Here is a 15575-nt window from a genome sequence, read left to right as displayed (position 1 = left end):
TGCTTTGAAACTTAGAAGTTGCCTTGTACCCACCGCTTGAAGCGCTCAAGCACTGGGGCCTTCGGTTCATCGCCATAGCTGTTGTTGCTGCTGCTGTTGCCGGTCAAGGGCAGGTCTTCGGTCTGCTTGTGCAGCCCGTAGGTAAGCAAGCCCACACCGGTGGAATAAATCGGGTTGCGTACCACGTCGCTCAGGCCGCGCACGCTGTGCGGCACGCCCAGGCGTACCGGCATGTGGAAAATTTCCTCGGCCAGCTCGACTGCGCCTTCCATCTTGGCGGTGCCGCCGGTCAGGACGATGCCGGCAGGTACCAGGTCCTCGTAACCGCTGCGACGAAGTTCAGCCTGGATCAGGGTGAAGAGTTCGTCGTAACGCGGCTCGACCACTTCGGCCAATGCCTGACGCGACAGTTCGCGCGGAGGACGGTCGCCAACGCTTGGCACCTTGATGGTTTCACCCGCACCTGCCAGCTTGGCCAGGGCGCAGGCGTACCGAATCTTGATTTCCTCGGCATACTGTGTGGGCGTACGCAGGGCCATGGCAATGTCATTGGTCACCTGGTCCCCGGCAATCGGGATGACCGCGGTGTGGCGAATCGCGCCTTCGGTGAAGATCGCGATGTCGGTGGTGCCGCCGCCGATGTCAACCAGGCACACGCCCAGCTCTTTTTCGTCGTCGGTCAGTACCGAATAGGCCGATGCCAGTTGCTCGAGAATGATGTCGTCGATTTCAAGGCCGCAGCGGCGTACGCACTTCTCGATGTTCTGCGCGGCATTGACGGCGCAGGTCACCACGTGAACCTTGGCTTCCAGGCGCACGCCCGACATGCCGAGCGGTTCGCGCACCCCTTCCTGGTTATCGATCACATAGTCCTGCGGCAGCGTGTGCAGCACCCGCTGGTCCGCCGGAATGGCCACCGCCTGGGCCGCATCGAGCACACGCTCAAGGTCGGCCAGGCTGACTTCGCGATCGCGAATGGCGACGATGCCATGGGAGTTCAGGCTGCGGATGTGATTACCAGCGACACCCACGAAGGCCGAGTGGATGCGGCAACCCGCCATCAGCTGTGCTTCTTCGACGGCGCGCTGGATCGATTGCACGGTGGACTCGATGTTCACCACCACGCCTTTTTTCAGGCCGCGGGACGGGTGAGTGCCGATCCCGACGATTTCCAGCGTGCCGTCTTCGCCCACCTCACCTACCAAGGCCACTACCTTGGAGGTACCGATGTCCAGCCCGACGATCATTTTGCCGCTATGCGCGTTTGCCATGGTCCTGCCTCTCTCTAATTCTTCGCAACGGCGGGTTGGGCCGTCGTCGGTGCAATCGGTTCCCGCCAGCCAACGGCAAGCCCGTTGGCATATCGCAGATCAATGCGGGCGATATTGGCGATCTGCTCTTTAAGCGTCTTGTCGTAAATGGCAATGAAACGGCGCATCTTCTCGACCAGATGGTCGCGCCCCAGCAGCAGCTCGATACCTGGCGCTGCGCTGCTCGCGCCGGTGGTCAGGAACCAGCTGCCTCGCTCGCGCAGCTCCAGGCGCGCGATGGAGAAGCCTAAGGGGCGCAGCATCTGGCTCAATATCTGATACTGCTGCATGACCTGCTGCTGGGCCCGCTGGGGGCCGGCCAGTTGTGGCAGGTGCTCGTAGTTGGCCAGTTCGCGCGGTGTAAAGGCCTGGCCCTGATTGTTGAGCAAGGCCGCATCACCCCAGCGCGCCACCGGCAGTTGTTCCTCGAGGCGAATCACTACTTCATCCGGCCATACCCGGCGCACTTCTGCATGGGCGATCCAGGGCATCTGCTCGAGCTCCTTGCGCATCGCCGGCAGGTCGACGGTGAAGAAGCTTGCGGCCACATAGGGTGCGATGCGCTGCTGCACCGACTGCTGGCTGATGTAGGTCAGGTCGCCCTGCACGTCGATCTTGGTGATCGGCCGGTCGGCATACGGCATGAGCCGTATGGCACCCTCGTAGGCGCCGAAGCCTGCGGCTACCAGCAGCACCGGCCACAGCAGGCGCTTGAGGCCGCCCAGGCTTGGACGCGGCAGGCGCGCCGATACGGGCTCGTCGGCCACCAGCCGGCTGGCACCACGCGGCACCGGCTTGCTGCGGCCGGTAACGGGTTGCTGCTGACGTACCATTGCGCCCTGCATGATGATTAACCTCGCGTCGCCACGCTGTCGGCCAGGATCGCCAGCACCAATTGCTGGAAGTCCAAGCCGGCCGCGCGGGCCGCCATGGGCACCAGGCTATGATCAGTCATGCCTGGGGCGGTGTTTACTTCGAGCAGCCAGAACCGGCCCTGCTCGTCCTGCATCACGTCCAGCCGCCCCCAGCCTTCGATGCCAATGGCATCGCAAGCGCGGGCAGTCAGATCGATCAGTTCCTGCTCCTTGGCGCTATCGAGCCCACAGGGAATGCGGTACTGGGTATCGTTGGCGATGTATTTGGCGTCGTAGTCGTAGAACACGTGGGGCGTTCCCAGGGCAATCGGCGGCAGCACCTGCCCGCGCAACACCGCAATGGTGAACTCCGGGCCGTGAATCCACTGTTCCACGAGTACCTGAGAATCGTATTTGGCGGCATCTCGCCAGGCGGCGACCAGTTCCTGCTCGCTGTTCACCTTGGCCATGCCGATGCTAGAGCCTTCATGGGCAGGTTTGACGATAAGCGGGAAGCCCAGTTCCGTGCTGGCACGCAAACAATCGCTTTCGCTGGCCAACACGGCATGCCGCGGGGTAGGAATACCCAGGCTCTGCCACACCTGCTTGGTGCGCAGCTTGTCCATCGCCAAGGCAGAAGCCAGGATGCCGCTGCCGGTGTAAGGAATGCCCAGGCACTCGAGCAGCCCTTGCATGCTGCCGTCTTCACCGCCGCGGCCGTGCAGGATGATGAAGGCACGGTCGATTTTTTCGCTTTGCAGACGCGCAAGCAGGTCATCGCCCACGTCGATGGCGACGACGTCCACACCGGCTTCTGTGAGCGCGCCAATCACGGCGGCGCCGGACTTGAGCGAGACTTCCCGCTCGGCGCTCTTGCCCCCATAGAGCACAGCGACGCGACCGAACGCCTTGACGTCCAGGGTGCTGGGCAATGTGTCGTAGGCGCTGGTCATTTCGACGTCTCCTGCACGGCGCCGGCAAACAGCGGGCTTTTCATCAATTGCGGAGCCAGGCCGCCGACATCGCCGGCACCTTGGCAGATCAGGATGTCGCCGGCACGCAGCAACGGCTGAACCAGCGGCGCCAGCTCGGCGCCGCGCTCGATGTAGATCGGGTCCAGCTTGCCGCGCTGGCGGATGCTGTGGCACAGCTGGCGGCTATCGGCCCCCGGGATCGGCTCTTCGCCGGCCGGGTAGACTTCCATCAGCAGCAGCACGTTGGCATCACCGAGCACCTGGACGAAGTCGTCGTACAGGTCGCGGGTGCGGCTGTAGCGGTGCGGCTGGTAGACGATCACCAGCCGGCGGCTTGGCCAGCCGCCACGCACGGCCTTGATCACCGCGGCCACTTCAGTGGGGTGATGACCGTAATCGTCCACCAGCATCACGCTGCCGCCCTCCACGGGCAGCTCACCGTACACCTGGAACCGACGGCCCACGCCCTGAAACCCGGAGAGCCCCTGGAGAATGGCCTGGTCGGGAATGCCTTCGTCGGTGGCGATGGCGATGGTCGCCAGTGCATTGAGCACATTGTGGTTGCCCGGCATGTTCACCGAAACCTCCAGCGGCTCACAGTCGCGGCGCAAGACGGTGAAATGCGTCTGCATGCCTTGCTGACGAACATTGATGGCGCGGATATCGGCTTCTTCGCTGAAGCCGTAGGTGACCGTCGGGCGCTTGACCTGAGGCAGAATCTCGCGCACCACCGGGTCATCCAGGCACATCACGGCCAGGCCATAGAACGGCAGGTTGTGCAGGAACTCGACGAAGGTCTTCTTCAGTTTGTTGAAGTCCCCTTCGTAGGTGGCCATGTGGTCGGCGTCGATGTTGGTGACCACGGCGACCATCGGTTGCAGGTGCAGGAAGCTGGCGTCGCTTTCATCGGCTTCGGCAATCAGGTAACGGCTGGTGCCTAGCTGGGCGTTGGTGCCCGCTGCAGTCAAGCGACCACCGATGACGAACGTGGGGTCCAGCCCACCGGCGGCGAATACCGAGGCCAGCAGGCTGGTGGTGGTGGTCTTGCCGTGGGTACCGGCCACGGCCACGCCATGGCGGTAGCGCATGAGTTCGGCCAGCATCTCTGCCCGTGGCACCACCGGAATGCGACGTTCCAGGGCAGTGGCCACTTCAGGGTTGGCCGGGTTGATGGCGCTGGACACCACCAGCACGTCAGCGGTCGCAGCGTTCTCTGCACGATGGCCAACGAAGATCTGCGCGCCGAACGACTCCAGGCGCTCGGTCACAGGCGAGACCTTGAGGTCCGAACCGGATACCTCGTAGCCCAGGTTCAGCAATACCTCGGCGATACCGCACATGCCGACACCGCCGATACCCACGAAATGGATACGACGAATACGGCCCATCTTGGGCTGGGGCATGGCTTTCTGGCTCTCAACCACGGGCCACCTCCAGGCAGATATCGACGACGGTGCTGGTTGCAGCAGGTTTGGCCAGACGCCTTGCGGTACCGGCCATGACAGTCAGTTTCTCGGGTTGCATCAGCACCTCGTTCAGGCGTTCAGCGAGTTGCGCTGCGCCAGTTGTCGCTTGTGGCATCAGGAAGGCAGCGCCTTCGCGGGCCAGATAATGGGCGTTATGGGTCTGGTGGTCATCGATCGCATGGGGCAAGGGCACCAGCATCGAGGGCAGGCCCGCTGCCGCCAGCTCGCTGACGGTCAGGGCCCCGGCACGGCACACCACCAGGTCGGCCCAGCCATAGGCTTGGGCCATGTCCTTGATGAAGGGCTCGACCTGCGCCTGGACACCGGCTTGGCGGTATCGCTCGGCGGTGATCGACGCATGTTGCTTGCCAGCCTGGTGGAACACCTGGGGCCGTACGGCTTCGGGCACTTCGGCCAGCGCTTTAGGCAACAATGTGTTCAAGGGTTCCGCGCCCAGGCTACCGCCGAGCACCAGCAGGTGCGGTTGACGCTGGCCAAGCGCAGGACGCCCGGCATCCATGAACAGTTCTGCACGCACCGGATTGCCTGTGGTGCGGCGCTTTTCACTGGCCGGGAAGGTGTCGGGGAAGGCTTCACATACCCGTGCGGCCAGGGGTACCAGCAAGCGGTTGGCGGTGCCGGCGCGGGCATTTTGCTCATGAATGATCAGCGGTACCCCGCAAAGGCGCGCCGCCACGCCGCCGGGACCTGTGACATACCCGCCGAAGCCCAGCACACAGGCAGGCTTGAGCGTGCGGATGATGCGCCGGGCCTGCAGCACGGCCTTGACCAGGGTCAAAGGGGCCTTGAGCAGCGATAGCTTGCCCTTGCCACGCAGGCCGCTGACTTGAATCCGATGCAGGGTAAGGCCGGCCTGGGGCACCAGTTCATTCTCGATCCCTCGCGGGGTGCCCAGCCAGTGCACGGTGTAGCCACGCGCCTGGAACTCGCGCGCGCAAGCCAGCGCTGGGAACACGTGACCGCCGGTTCCGCCGGCCATGATCAACACGTTCTTGTTTTCAGCGGCCATGGGCAGGCTCCTCGGCAAAGTCGCTCTCGCTGAATTCATGTTCTTCGCTGCCCAGATGGGTACGGCTTTCCCATTCGATACGCAGCAGCAGCCCCACGCACGCGCAGCAGATGACCAGCGAGCTGCCGCCATAGCTGAGGAACGGCAGGGTCAGGCCCTTGGTCGGCAGCAGGCCGACGTTCACGCCAATGTTGATCAGGAACTGACCAATCCACAGGAAGGCCAGGCCAAAGGCCATGTACGCGGCGAAGAACTGTTTGGCTTTCTCGGCCCACAGCCCGATGTAAAGCGCGCGAATGGTGACGAAGACGAATAGTGCGATGGTGACCAGCGAGCCAACCACACCCAGCTCTTCGGCCAGCACCGAGAACACGAAGTCGGTGTGCGCTTCAGGCAGGTAGAACTGCTTCTGCACGCTGTTGCCCAGGCCCACGCCCAGCCACTCGCCCCGCCCGAATGCGATCAGGGCCTGGGTCAACTGGTAGCCGGAGCCAAACTGATCGGACCAGGGGTCGGTGAAGGTGATCAGTCGCGCCATTCGATAGGGCTGTGCCTGCACCAGCACAAACACCGCCACGACCGCCAGCACCACCATCAGGCTGAAGCGGAACAGCCCCACCCCACCCAGGAACAGCATGGCAGCCGCGGCCCCCATCATCACCACGGTGGCGCCAAAGTCAGGCTCCATCAGCAGCAAACCGGCCATGGGCAGCAACACGATGAACGGCTTGAAAAAGCCCATCCAGCTCTCACGTACCTCGGTCTGCCGGCGTACCAGGTAGCCGGCAAGGTAGATGACCACGAATACCTTGGCGATTTCCGAAGGCTGGACGTTGAAGAAGCTGAAGCCGATCCAGCGCATCGAACCGTTGACCTCGCGCCCGATGCCGGGCACCAGCACCATGACCAGCAGGCCAAAGGCACCGAGCAGCATCATGAAACCCATGCGCTGCCAGGTGGCGATCGGCACCATCATGGTCGCGCCACAGGCAACCAGCCCGAGGAAGACGTAAACCAGGTGCCGGTACATGTGGTAAAGCGGGTTGCCGGACTGGACGGCGGCCACCTCCGAGGAGGCAGAGGTGATCATTACCAGGCCCAGGCCCAGCAGCGCCAGGCAACCGGCCAGCAGAGGGAAGTCCAAGTCGATGCCACGGCCGCTGATCAGCGGCGACGGGTAAGGCTTGAGGATGCCGAAGATCATGCCAGTGCTCCCGCTGCCTGGGCAAACAGGCGCCCGCGTTCTTCGAAGTTCTTGAACATGTCGAGGCTGGCGCAGGCTGGCGACAGCAGCACGGCATCACCGGGCTGTGCCAATTCGGCGCAGCGCTGCACAGCGTCGTCCAGGGAGGCTACCCGCACCAGCGGCGCGGCATCGCCGAGGGCCTGGCCCAGGCGTTCAGCATCACGGCCGAGCAACACCACGGCGCGGCAATAGCGCCGGATCGGTTCGCGCAGCGCCGCAAAATCGGCGCCCTTGCCGTCGCCTCCGGCAATCAGCACCAACTTGCCTGTTGTATCGGCACCCAGGCCTTCGATGGCTGCCAGTGCGGCGCCCACGTTGGTGGCCTTGGAGTCGTCGTACCAGTTCACCCCGTTGCGCTCACGTACCCACTGGCAACGGTGAGCGAGCCCCGTGAATTCACGCAGCGCCTGCAGCATCGGCTCGAAGGGCAGCCCTGCAGCATGGCCCAGGGCCAGTGCGGCCAGCGCATTGCTTTGGTTATGGGCACCGCGCACCTTGAGTTCGCGGACCGGCATCAGGGCCTGGAACGCGAAGGCAAGGTATTTCTCGCCGTCCACCTCGCGCAGGCCGAAGGCTTTGAAGTCGGGCTCGCCCAGGCCAAAGGTCCAGCAGGGGCGGCCTTCGACCGGCAGGGGACGACTGAGCGCGTCCTGGCGATTGACCACCACCTGCCGCGCACCCCGGAAAATGCGGTGCTTGGCCAAGTGGTAGGCCGGCAGGCCACTGTAGCGGTCCATGTGGTCTTCGCTGATGTTCAGCACCGTGGCGACTTCGGCATTGAGCTGGTCGGTGGTTTCCAGCTGGAAGCTGGACAGCTCCATCACGTACAGCTCGACGTCATCGGCCAACAGGTCGAGGGCCGGGGTGCCGAGGTTACCGCCAACCGCTACGCGCTTGCCCGCCCTGGCGGCCATTTCGCCGACCAGGGTGGTGACGGTGCTTTTGGCATTCGATCCACTGATGGCGATGATCGGTGCCTTGGCGTTGCGCGCAAACAGCTCGATGTCGCCGGACAGCTTGACCCCGCGGGCAGCGGCTTGTTGCAGCGCCGGCGTAGCCAAGGCCAAGCCTGGGCTGACGTACAGCTCGCTGGCGCGGCACAGGAAGTCCACGTCAAGCTCGCCACAGCGTACTTCCACCTGCGGGTAATCTCGGCGCAGGGTTTCCAGTTCCGGCGGTTGCTCGCGGGTATCGGCGACCGCAAAGGCAATGCCCCGGCTCGCCAGGAAGCGAACCAGGGACATGCCGCTCTTGCCGAGGCCGACAACGATGCGGAATTGGTCGGAAGCGATCAGTGACACGCGCATCTACCTCAGTTTCAGGGTGGCAAGGCCAATCAGCACCAGGATCACGGTGATGATCCAGAAGCGGACGATCACGCGTGGCTCTGGCCAGCCCTTGAGTTCAAAGTGGTGGTGAATCGGCGCCATGCGGAACACGCGCTTGCCGGTCAGCTTGAAGGAAGCGACCTGGATGACCACGGACAGGGTTTCCATCACGAATACACCGCCCATGATGAACAGCACGATTTCCTGGCGCACGATCACGGCGATGGTGCCCAGCGCCGCGCCCAGCGCCAGTGCGCCCACGTCGCCCATGAACACTTGTGCCGGGTAGGTGTTGAACCACAGAAAGCCCAGGCCGGCACCGATCAGTGCGCCGCAGAACACGATCAGCTCACCAGAGCCGGGTACGTACGGGATCAACAGGTACTCGGCGAATTTCACGTTGCCCGACAAATAGCAGAAGATGCCCAGCGCCCCGCCAACCATCACGGTCGGCATGATGGCAAGACCATCCAGGCCATCGGTCAGGTTCACGGCGTTGCTGGAGCCGACGATGACGAAATAGGTCAGCACCACGAAACCGATGCCCAGGGGGATGGTAACGTCCTTGATGAACGGCAGTATCAGGGTGGTCTCCACACTGGTCGGGGCCGTCTTGTAGAGGAACACGGCCGCAGCCAGGCCGAACACCGACTGCCAGAAATACTTCCAGCGACTTGGCAGGCCGCGGGAGTTCTTCTCGATGACCTTGCGGTAGTCGTCGACCCAGCCGATGGCACCGAAGGCCAGGGTAACGATCAGCACCACCCAGACATAACGGTTGGTCAGGTCAGCCCACAGCAAGGTACTGACGGCAATGGCAGACAGGATCAATGCCCCGCCCATGGTCGGCGTACCGGACTTGGACAGGTGCGACTGCGGCCCGTCATTGCGAACGGCCTGGCCGATCTGGCGAATTTGCAGGGTACGGATCATCCACGGCCCCAGCCACAGCGCCAGCGACAACGCGGTAAGCACCCCGAGAATCCCGCGCAGGGAGAGGTACTGGAAGACCGCGAAGCCTTTGTGGAACTGTTGCAGATACTCGGCCAACAGCAGCAGCATTAATGTTTCTCCCCGCTGGCACCGCACAGTGCGGCCACGACATTTTCCATCGCAGCGCTGCGCGAGCCCTTGATCAAGATAGTGGTATCGCCGGCATTTTCGGCACTGACTGCTTCGATCAGCGCGGCCTGCGTAGCGTAATGGTGGCCATGGGTACCGAACGCCTCGACGGCGTGCGCCATGTTGGCACCCACCGCATACAAGGCGTCGACCTTGCCGCGGGCGTAGTCACCCACCTGACGGTGACCTTCCTGCGCCCACTGACCCAGCTCGCCAATTTCTCCAAGCACCAGGACGGTGCGTCCGGAAAAGCCGGCGAGTATATCAATGGCGGCACACATGGAGGTGGGATTTGCGTTGTAACTGTCGTCGATCACGCGAGCGCCGCTCGGGGTGACCTGCGCCACGGTGCGGCCCTTGACCGGCTGGACCGCAGCCAGGCCGGCAGCAATGCCCTGCAGGCTGATGCCCACGGCATGGGCGGCGGCGGCGGCGGCCAAGGCGTTGCTGACGTTGTGCACGCCCAGCACGTTGAGTTGCACCTGCGCCTGCCCGCCGGCCCCGTGCAGGGTGAAGGACGGGCAGCCGCGGGGGTCACGGCCAATGTCACTGGCATGGAAGTCGGCACAGGTATCGTCGAGCGCAAAGCTCACGACCCGGTGATCGCCGGCACGCGTTCGCCAAGTGTCGAAGGCCTTGTCGGCCAGGTTGAGAATAGCGGTACCGCCCTCACCCAGTCCTTCGAGGATTTCGCCCTTGGCCTCGACGATTTTCTCCGGGCCGCCGAATTCACCCACGTGCGCGGTGCCGGCATTGTTGATGATGACCACTTGGGGCTGAGTCAAACCCACGGTGTAGCGAATTTCGCCGATGCGCGAGGCGCCCAGCTCGATGACGGCGGCGCTGTGCTCGGGGGCGATTTCCAACAAGGTCAGCGGCGCGCCCAGGTCATTGTTCAGGTTGCCGCGTGTGGCATGCACCAGGCCGCGCGTGCGCAGGACACTGGCGAGCATTTCCTTGACCGTGGTCTTGCCGCTGGACCCGGTAATGGCCACCACGGGCTTGTCAAAGGCCGCCCGGTTGAGTGCACCGAGCTGGCCAAGGGCCAGGCGACAATCAGCGACCACCAATTGCGGCAGGTCGACGCCCTGCACTTGGCGTTCGACCAGCGCCGCCACGGCGCCCTTGGCCTTGACGTCCGTCAGGTAGTCATGACTGTCAAAGCGCGGGCCGGCCAGGGCAACGAAGAGTTGCCCCGGCGCGACGCTGCGGCTGTCGATGCTGACGCCATCGAAGCGGGCATCGGCGCCGGTCAGGCGACCCTTCAAGGTGGCGCTCACCTGGCTAAGCGTCATCGCCTCAAGCATTGGGGGCCTCCCAGGCTGCGAGTGCCTTTTCGGCCTCGGTCAAATCGGAAAACGCATGGCGCTGCGCGTTGATCTCCTGATAGTCCTCGTGTCCCTTGCCGGCCAGCACGATGACGTCGTCGGCAGCGGCACCGGCGATCAGCTGGGCGATGGCCTCACCGCGACCGGCCACGAACGCCACCTCGGCCGGCGCCGTAAAGCCGGGCCGAATATCGTCGAAGATGCGCATTGGGTCTTCGGTACGCGGGTTGTCGTCGGTCACCAGCACCCGGTCGGCCAGACGTTCGGCCACTTCTGCCATCAGCGGGCGCTTGCCCCGGTCACGGTCACCGCCACAGCCGAACAGGCACAGCAGTTGGCCGTGGGCATGGGGGCGTAGGGCCTGGAGCACTTTTTCCAGGGCATCGGGCGTGTGCGCGTAGTCGACCACCACCAGGGGCTTGTCGCCGCCGCCCAGGCGTTGCATGCGGCCAACAGGGCCGTGTAACTGCGGCATGACCTTGAGGATCTCGTCCAGGGCGTAGTCCAACGCCAGCAGGGTCGCCACGGCCGCCAATACGTTGCTCAGGTTGAAACGACCCAGCAGCTGCGTGCGCAACGTGCGCTCGCCCTGGGCGGTGACGAGGGTGGCGCAGACGCCATCGTCGTCGAACTTGGCCTTGGGGCAGTACAGCGAGGCGTCCGAGTGCTCCAGGCTGTAGGTGATCAACCGGGTATCGATGCGCTCAGCCATCGGCTTGTGAGCGTAGGCGTCAGCCAGGCGGCGACCGAAGTCGTCGTCCAGATTGACCACTTGGCAACGCAGGCTTGGCCAGGCAAACAGCTTGGCCTTGGCCGCTTCGTAGGCCTGCATGCTGCCGTGGTAGTCGAGGTGGTCACGGGACAGGTTGGTCATCACCGCGATGTCGAACGCCAAGGCCGCTACACGCCCCTGCTCCAGGGCATGGGAGGACACTTCCATGGCAACGGCCTTGGCGCCTTGTTTTTTCAAGTCGTACAGGGTCGACTGCACGGCGATCGGGTCAGGCGTGGTCAGTCGACCGCTTTTCAGCTCGCCGTAGAAACCCGTCCCCAGGGTACCCACCAGGCCGCAACGCTGGCCCAACAGGTCGAGCGCCTGTGCCACCAGTTGGGTGACGCTGGTCTTGCCGTTGGTGCCGGTCACGCCTACCAGGTTCAACTGGCGGCTGGGCTCGCCATAGAAGCGCCCGGCGATGTCCGACAGCTGGGCGATCAGGCCCTTGACTGGAATCAGCGGTACATCGGTCAGCGGCAGCACCGTGGCGCCCTGTTCCTCGTAAGCCACGGCGGCAGCGCCACGGGCCAGCGCGTCGGCGATATGCTCGCGGCCATCAACCTTGGCCCCAGGCACTGCCAGGAACAGGTCGCCTGGGCGCACGTTGCGGCTATCGAGGGTCAGTTCACGAATCAGCGGGTCGCGGCTGGCATGGGCGAAGAGCTTGCTCAATGGCATTGTCATTATCCACGCCCTCCGTTGGCGGCTGCTGCATTGACTTGCGATTGGCTTGCCGGCGCTGCCGGCGCAGGTGGCGGCAGGTTGTCTGGCGGCACGTTCATCAACCGAAGCGTGCCGGACATGACCTTGCTGAACACAGGTGCCGATACCAGACCGCCGAAGTAGCCGCCTTTGCCGGGTTCGTCGATTACCACGACGATCGCATAGCGCGGGTCGCTCATCGGGCCGAAGCCTGCGAACAGCGAGCGATAGGCATTTTCGGTGTAGCCCTTGGAACCCACCGTGGCTTTACGCGCGGTACCGGACTTGCCGGCCACGTGGTAGAACGGCACCTGGGCACGGAACACGCCGCGCGGCGCCTCGATCACTTGCTGGAGCATGCCCTGCACGGTTTCTGCGGTTTCCTTGGGAATCGCCTGGACGGCTTCGGGCGCCTTGTCCACCTTGAGGATCGACAGCGGCACCATCTTGCCGTCGTTGGCCAAGGCTGCATAAGCGTGCACCAGCTGCAGAGCGGTGACCGAAACGCCGTAGCCGTACGACAGCGTGGCCGTTTCGGCCTTGCGCCACTCCCGGTGGTTGGGCAGGTTGCCGACACGCTCGCCCGGGAAACCCAGGCCGGTGTACTGGCCCAGCCCGACCTGGGACATGACACGGTAGATGGCTTCGCCGCCGATATCGAAGGCGATCTTGCTCATGCCCACGTTACTGGAGTTGATCAGAATGCCGGTCAGGTCGAGGATCGGACCCTCGCTTCGGGACACGTCCTTGATGGTATAGCGACCGATCTGCAGACTGCCCGGGTAAACCTCGACCTTGTCGGTAGGCTTCCAGCGGCCGCTTTCCAGTGCGGCACTCATCGAGATCGGCTTGACCGTGGAGCCAGGCTCGAACACGTCGATGATGGCCCGGTTGCGCATGGCCGCCGGGAACATGCTGCGGCGGTTGTTGGGGTTGTAGGTAGGCTGGTTGACCATCGCCAAAACCTCACCGGTCTTGACGTCCATGATCACCAGGCTGCCGGCCTTGGCGTCCTGCTCGGCGATGGCGTTGCGCAGTTCGCGGGTAGCCAGGTATTGAAGGCGCAGGTCAATCGACAACGCCAAGGTCTTCCCTGCCTTGGCGTTCTTGGTGACCTGGATGTCCTTGATCAGGCGGCCGCGCCGGTCCTTGATCACCTGCCGCTTGCCCGGTACACCGGCCAGCCACTCGTCATAGGCCAGCTCGACGCCTTCGCGACCGTGATCGTCCAGGTCGGTAAAGCCGACCATGTGGGCGGTCACGTCGCCGGCAGGGTAGAAGCGGCGGAACTCTTCCAGCCCATAGACGCCTGGTACCTTCAGGTCCAGCACATGCTGCCCCTGCTCCGGGGTCAGGCCGCGGACCAGGTAGATGAATTCCTTGTTGGCTTGCTGGGTCAGGCGCTCGGTGAGCTGCTGGGGGTTTTGCCCCAGAGCAGCTGCCAACTGCGGCCAGCGGTCGCGCGAAGCCTGCATTTCCTTGGGGTTGGCCCACAGCGTGGTGACCGGCGTGCTGACCGCCAGCGGCTCACCGTTGCGGTCAGTGATCAAGCCACGGTGCGCAGGGATGGGAATGTGGCGCAGGCTGCGTGCATCGCCCTGCCCCTTGAGGAAATCGCGGTCGACGACCTGCAGGTCGATGATGCGCCAGCAAATGGCACCGACCATCAGCGCCAACAGGCCGACGACCACACGGAACCGCCAGGGATAGAGTGCGCCTTCGAGCTTCATCATGGCGCCACCATCCGCACTTCGTCAGCGGCTGGCACGCGCATCTTGAGCTGCTCGGTAGCCAGGTTTTCGATGCGACTGGCCGCTGTCCAAGTGCTTTGCTCCAGGATCAACCGGCCCCATTCAGCCTGGGCCTTGTCCCGCTCGTTGAGCTCCCCGTACAGGGTATTGAGCAATTGTCGGTTCCAGTGCGCGCTGTACGACACGGCAATGGCCGAGCCCAGCACGCCGACGAACAGCATGAGCATGAGGAAGCTGCCGCCAGGCAGAGGTTTGGCGAACAACTTGCTCACCGCAATTTCTCCGCAACACGCATCACCGCACTGCGTGAGCGGGGGTTGGCCTTGAGCTCTGCATCGGAGGCGAACTGGGCTTTACCGATCAGCTTGATGGTGGGCTCGAACACCTTGTGCTGCACGGGCAGGTTGCGCGGCAGGTTGTCAGCTTCGCCCTTGGCCAGTTTGCGCATGAACAGCTTGACGATGCGGTCTTCGAGCGAGTGGAAGCTGATCACGGCCAGGCGACCGCCAACCTCCAGTGCGTCGATGGCCGCTTGCAGGCCGGTTTCCAGGTCGCCGAGTTCGTTGTTGACGTGGATACGCAGGCCCTGGAACGCGCGGGTGGCTGGGTTCTTGCCCTTTTCCCATGCAGGGTTGGCCACCTTGAGAACCTCGGCAAGGTCGCCTGTGCGGGTGAACGGCTGCTTTTCACGGCGCTCGACGACTGCACGGGCCATACGGCCGGCGAAGCGCTCCTCGCCATACTCCTTGAATACGCGGGCGATTTCCTCGACCGGCGCGGTGGCAATGAATTCGGCGGCGCTGATGCCCTGGTCGGGGTTCATGCGCATGTCCAGCGGCCCGTCATTAAGGAAGCTGAAGCCACGCTCCGGGTCATCAAGCTGTGGTGAAGACACGCCCAGGTCCATCAGTATCCCGCTCACCTTACCGTGCAGGCCACGCTCGGCCACTTCTGCACCCAGCTCGGCAAAGCTGCGCTGCACAATGACAAAGCGGCCGTCTTCGGCCGCCAGCGCTTGCCCTGTGGCAATCGCTTGTGGGTCTTTGTCAAATCCCAACAGCCGCCCTTCTGGGCCGAGCTTGCTGAGGATCAGCCGACTGTGTCCGCCACGGCCAAAGGTGCCGTCCAGATAGCAACCGTCGGCGCGCAAGGCCAGTGCCTCGACAGCTTCGTCGAGCAGGACGGTAATGTGGTTGAAGCCGCTATCTATGGTCACAGGATCAGGTCACGCAATTCGTCGGGCATGGCGCCCGGTTGTTGGATAGCTGCGAGGTCGGCTGCCGAAACCGTGTTCCAGGCTTCCTCATCCCACAGCTGGAATTTGTTCAGTTGCCCCACCAGCATCGCCTTCTTGTCCAGCCGGGCGTACTCACGCAAGCGGGGCGGCACCAGGAAGCGACCACTGCCATCAAGCTCTAGGTCGACCGCATTACCAATCAGCAAGCGCTGCAGGCGGCGGTTTTCCTCACGAAGCGATGGCAAGGCTCGCAACTTGGCTTCAATTTGCTCCCACTCATCGAGCGGGTAGACGCACAAGCAGGGATCGACAGCGTCGATGGTCACGATCAGCTGGCCGTTGCAACGCGAATCGAGCTCGTCACGGTACCGGCTCGGCATGGCGAGACGGCCCTTGGCATCGAGACTGACGGCATTGGCTCCGCGAAACACGGCTGCGATTCCCCACAATAT

Annotated in this window: 14 protein-coding genes; all 14 read right to left on the bottom strand. The window is 63.8% G+C overall.

The window, feature by feature from the left end; translation table 11 throughout:
* Positions 1-11: 11 nt before the first annotated feature.
* Genes ftsA through mraZ form a run of 14 tightly spaced genes read right to left on the bottom strand, consistent with a single transcriptional unit; the run spans position 12 to position 15554 of the window.
* Entirely contained in the window at positions 12-1271 is a 1260-nt protein-coding gene (ftsA, locus tag ACF8E5_RS19860; protein ID WP_023534383.1) for a cell division protein FtsA, read from the bottom strand.
* Positions 1272-1285: 14 nt separating this feature from the next.
* Positions 1286-2155 (bottom strand): cell division protein FtsQ/DivIB, encoded by an 870-nt coding sequence (locus ACF8E5_RS19855; protein WP_058606148.1) that lies wholly within the window; start codon positions 2153-2155, stop codon positions 1286-1288.
* Between the two features lie 5 nt (positions 2156-2160).
* Positions 2161-3117 carry a D-alanine--D-alanine ligase gene (locus tag ACF8E5_RS19850; RefSeq protein WP_196185172.1) on the bottom strand — a complete coding sequence of 319 codons (957 nt, stop codon included), beginning with the start codon at positions 3115-3117 and terminating at the stop codon, positions 2161-2163.
* Complete coding sequence (gene murC / locus ACF8E5_RS19845; RefSeq protein ID WP_178091270.1) at positions 3114-4541, bottom strand: UDP-N-acetylmuramate--L-alanine ligase; 1428 nt, start codon at positions 4539-4541, stop codon at positions 3114-3116. The genes ACF8E5_RS19850 and murC overlap by 4 nt, the downstream gene beginning before the upstream one ends.
* Positions 4542-4554: 13 nt before the next feature.
* A complete protein-coding gene (gene murG / locus ACF8E5_RS19840; protein WP_326383633.1) occupies positions 4555-5634 on the bottom strand; it encodes an undecaprenyldiphospho-muramoylpentapeptide beta-N-acetylglucosaminyltransferase in 1080 nt (359 codons plus the stop codon).
* The gene (ftsW, locus tag ACF8E5_RS19835) at positions 5624-6838 is read right to left on the bottom strand and encodes a putative lipid II flippase FtsW (RefSeq protein WP_058637160.1); all 1215 of its coding nucleotides are present in this window, start codon (positions 6836-6838) and stop codon (positions 5624-5626) included. The genes murG and ftsW overlap by 11 nt, the downstream gene beginning before the upstream one ends.
* A complete protein-coding gene (gene murD, locus ACF8E5_RS19830; RefSeq protein ID WP_145256128.1) occupies positions 6835-8181 on the bottom strand; it encodes a UDP-N-acetylmuramoyl-L-alanine--D-glutamate ligase in 1347 nt (448 codons plus the stop codon). Before murD ends, ftsW begins: the two co-directional genes overlap by 4 nt.
* A 6-nt stretch (positions 8182-8187) precedes the next feature.
* A complete protein-coding gene (gene mraY, locus ACF8E5_RS19825; protein WP_015271711.1) occupies positions 8188-9270 on the bottom strand; it encodes a phospho-N-acetylmuramoyl-pentapeptide-transferase in 1083 nt (360 codons plus the stop codon).
* A complete protein-coding gene (gene murF / locus ACF8E5_RS19820) occupies positions 9270-10637 on the bottom strand; it encodes a UDP-N-acetylmuramoyl-tripeptide--D-alanyl-D-alanine ligase (RefSeq protein ID WP_392475700.1) in 1368 nt (455 codons plus the stop codon). Before murF ends, mraY begins: the two co-directional genes overlap by 1 nt.
* Complete coding sequence (locus ACF8E5_RS19815) at positions 10630-12117, bottom strand: UDP-N-acetylmuramoyl-L-alanyl-D-glutamate--2,6-diaminopimelate ligase (protein WP_058637162.1); 1488 nt, start codon at positions 12115-12117, stop codon at positions 10630-10632. Before ACF8E5_RS19815 ends, murF begins: the two co-directional genes overlap by 8 nt.
* Positions 12117-13865: a penicillin-binding protein 2 gene (locus ACF8E5_RS19810; protein WP_178091272.1), complete on the bottom strand. Its 1749-nt coding sequence runs from the start codon at positions 13863-13865 to the stop codon at positions 12117-12119. The genes ACF8E5_RS19815 and ACF8E5_RS19810 overlap by 1 nt, the downstream gene beginning before the upstream one ends.
* Positions 13865-14158, bottom strand: a complete 294-nt coding sequence (gene ftsL / locus ACF8E5_RS19805) for a cell division protein FtsL (protein WP_023534348.1) — start codon at positions 14156-14158, stop codon at positions 13865-13867. The genes ACF8E5_RS19810 and ftsL overlap by 1 nt, the downstream gene beginning before the upstream one ends.
* Positions 14155-15102 carry a 16S rRNA (cytosine(1402)-N(4))-methyltransferase RsmH gene (rsmH, locus tag ACF8E5_RS19800; protein ID WP_058604950.1) on the bottom strand — a complete coding sequence of 316 codons (948 nt, stop codon included), beginning with the start codon at positions 15100-15102 and terminating at the stop codon, positions 14155-14157. The genes ftsL and rsmH overlap by 4 nt, the downstream gene beginning before the upstream one ends.
* The gene (mraZ, locus tag ACF8E5_RS19795) at positions 15099-15554 is read right to left on the bottom strand and encodes a division/cell wall cluster transcriptional repressor MraZ (protein ID WP_023534344.1); all 456 of its coding nucleotides are present in this window, start codon (positions 15552-15554) and stop codon (positions 15099-15101) included. The genes rsmH and mraZ overlap by 4 nt, the downstream gene beginning before the upstream one ends.
* Positions 15555-15575: the final 21 nt, after the last annotated feature.

It is taken from the genome of Pseudomonas sp. WSY_20, assembly GCF_043104335.1.
Lineage (GTDB): Bacteria > Pseudomonadota > Gammaproteobacteria > Pseudomonadales > Pseudomonadaceae > Aquipseudomonas > Aquipseudomonas parafulva_B.
Note: the sequence above shows the minus strand (reverse complement) of the source record. Positions and strands in the feature narration are given on the sequence as shown.

Excerpts from the sequence above, each read along its gene's own strand:
- ftsA (WP_023534383.1), bottom strand. The coding sequence starts at position 1,271 with ATGGCAAACGCGCATAGCGGCAAAATGATCGTCGGGCTGGACATCGGT.
- ACF8E5_RS19855 (WP_058606148.1), bottom strand. The coding sequence starts at position 2,155 with ATGCAGGGCGCAATGGTACGTCAGCAGCAACCCGTTACCGGCCGCAGC.
- ACF8E5_RS19850 (WP_196185172.1), bottom strand. The coding sequence starts at position 3,117 with ATGACCAGCGCCTACGACACATTGCCCAGCACCCTGGACGTCAAGGCG.
- murC (WP_178091270.1), bottom strand. The coding sequence starts at position 4,541 with ATGCCCCAGCCCAAGATGGGCCGTATTCGTCGTATCCATTTCGTGGGT.
- murG (WP_326383633.1), bottom strand. The coding sequence starts at position 5,634 with ATGGCCGCTGAAAACAAGAACGTGTTGATCATGGCCGGCGGAACCGGC.
- ftsW (WP_058637160.1), bottom strand. The coding sequence starts at position 6,838 with ATGATCTTCGGCATCCTCAAGCCTTACCCGTCGCCGCTGATCAGCGGC.
- mraY (WP_015271711.1), bottom strand. The coding sequence starts at position 9,270 with ATGCTGCTGCTGTTGGCCGAGTATCTGCAACAGTTCCACAAAGGCTTC.
- murF (WP_392475700.1), bottom strand. The coding sequence starts at position 10,637 with ATGCTTGAGGCGATGACGCTTAGCCAGGTGAGCGCCACCTTGAAGGGT.
- ACF8E5_RS19815 (WP_058637162.1), bottom strand. The coding sequence starts at position 12,117 with ATGACAATGCCATTGAGCAAGCTCTTCGCCCATGCCAGCCGCGACCCG.
- ACF8E5_RS19810 (WP_178091272.1), bottom strand. The coding sequence starts at position 13,865 with ATGAAGCTCGAAGGCGCACTCTATCCCTGGCGGTTCCGTGTGGTCGTC.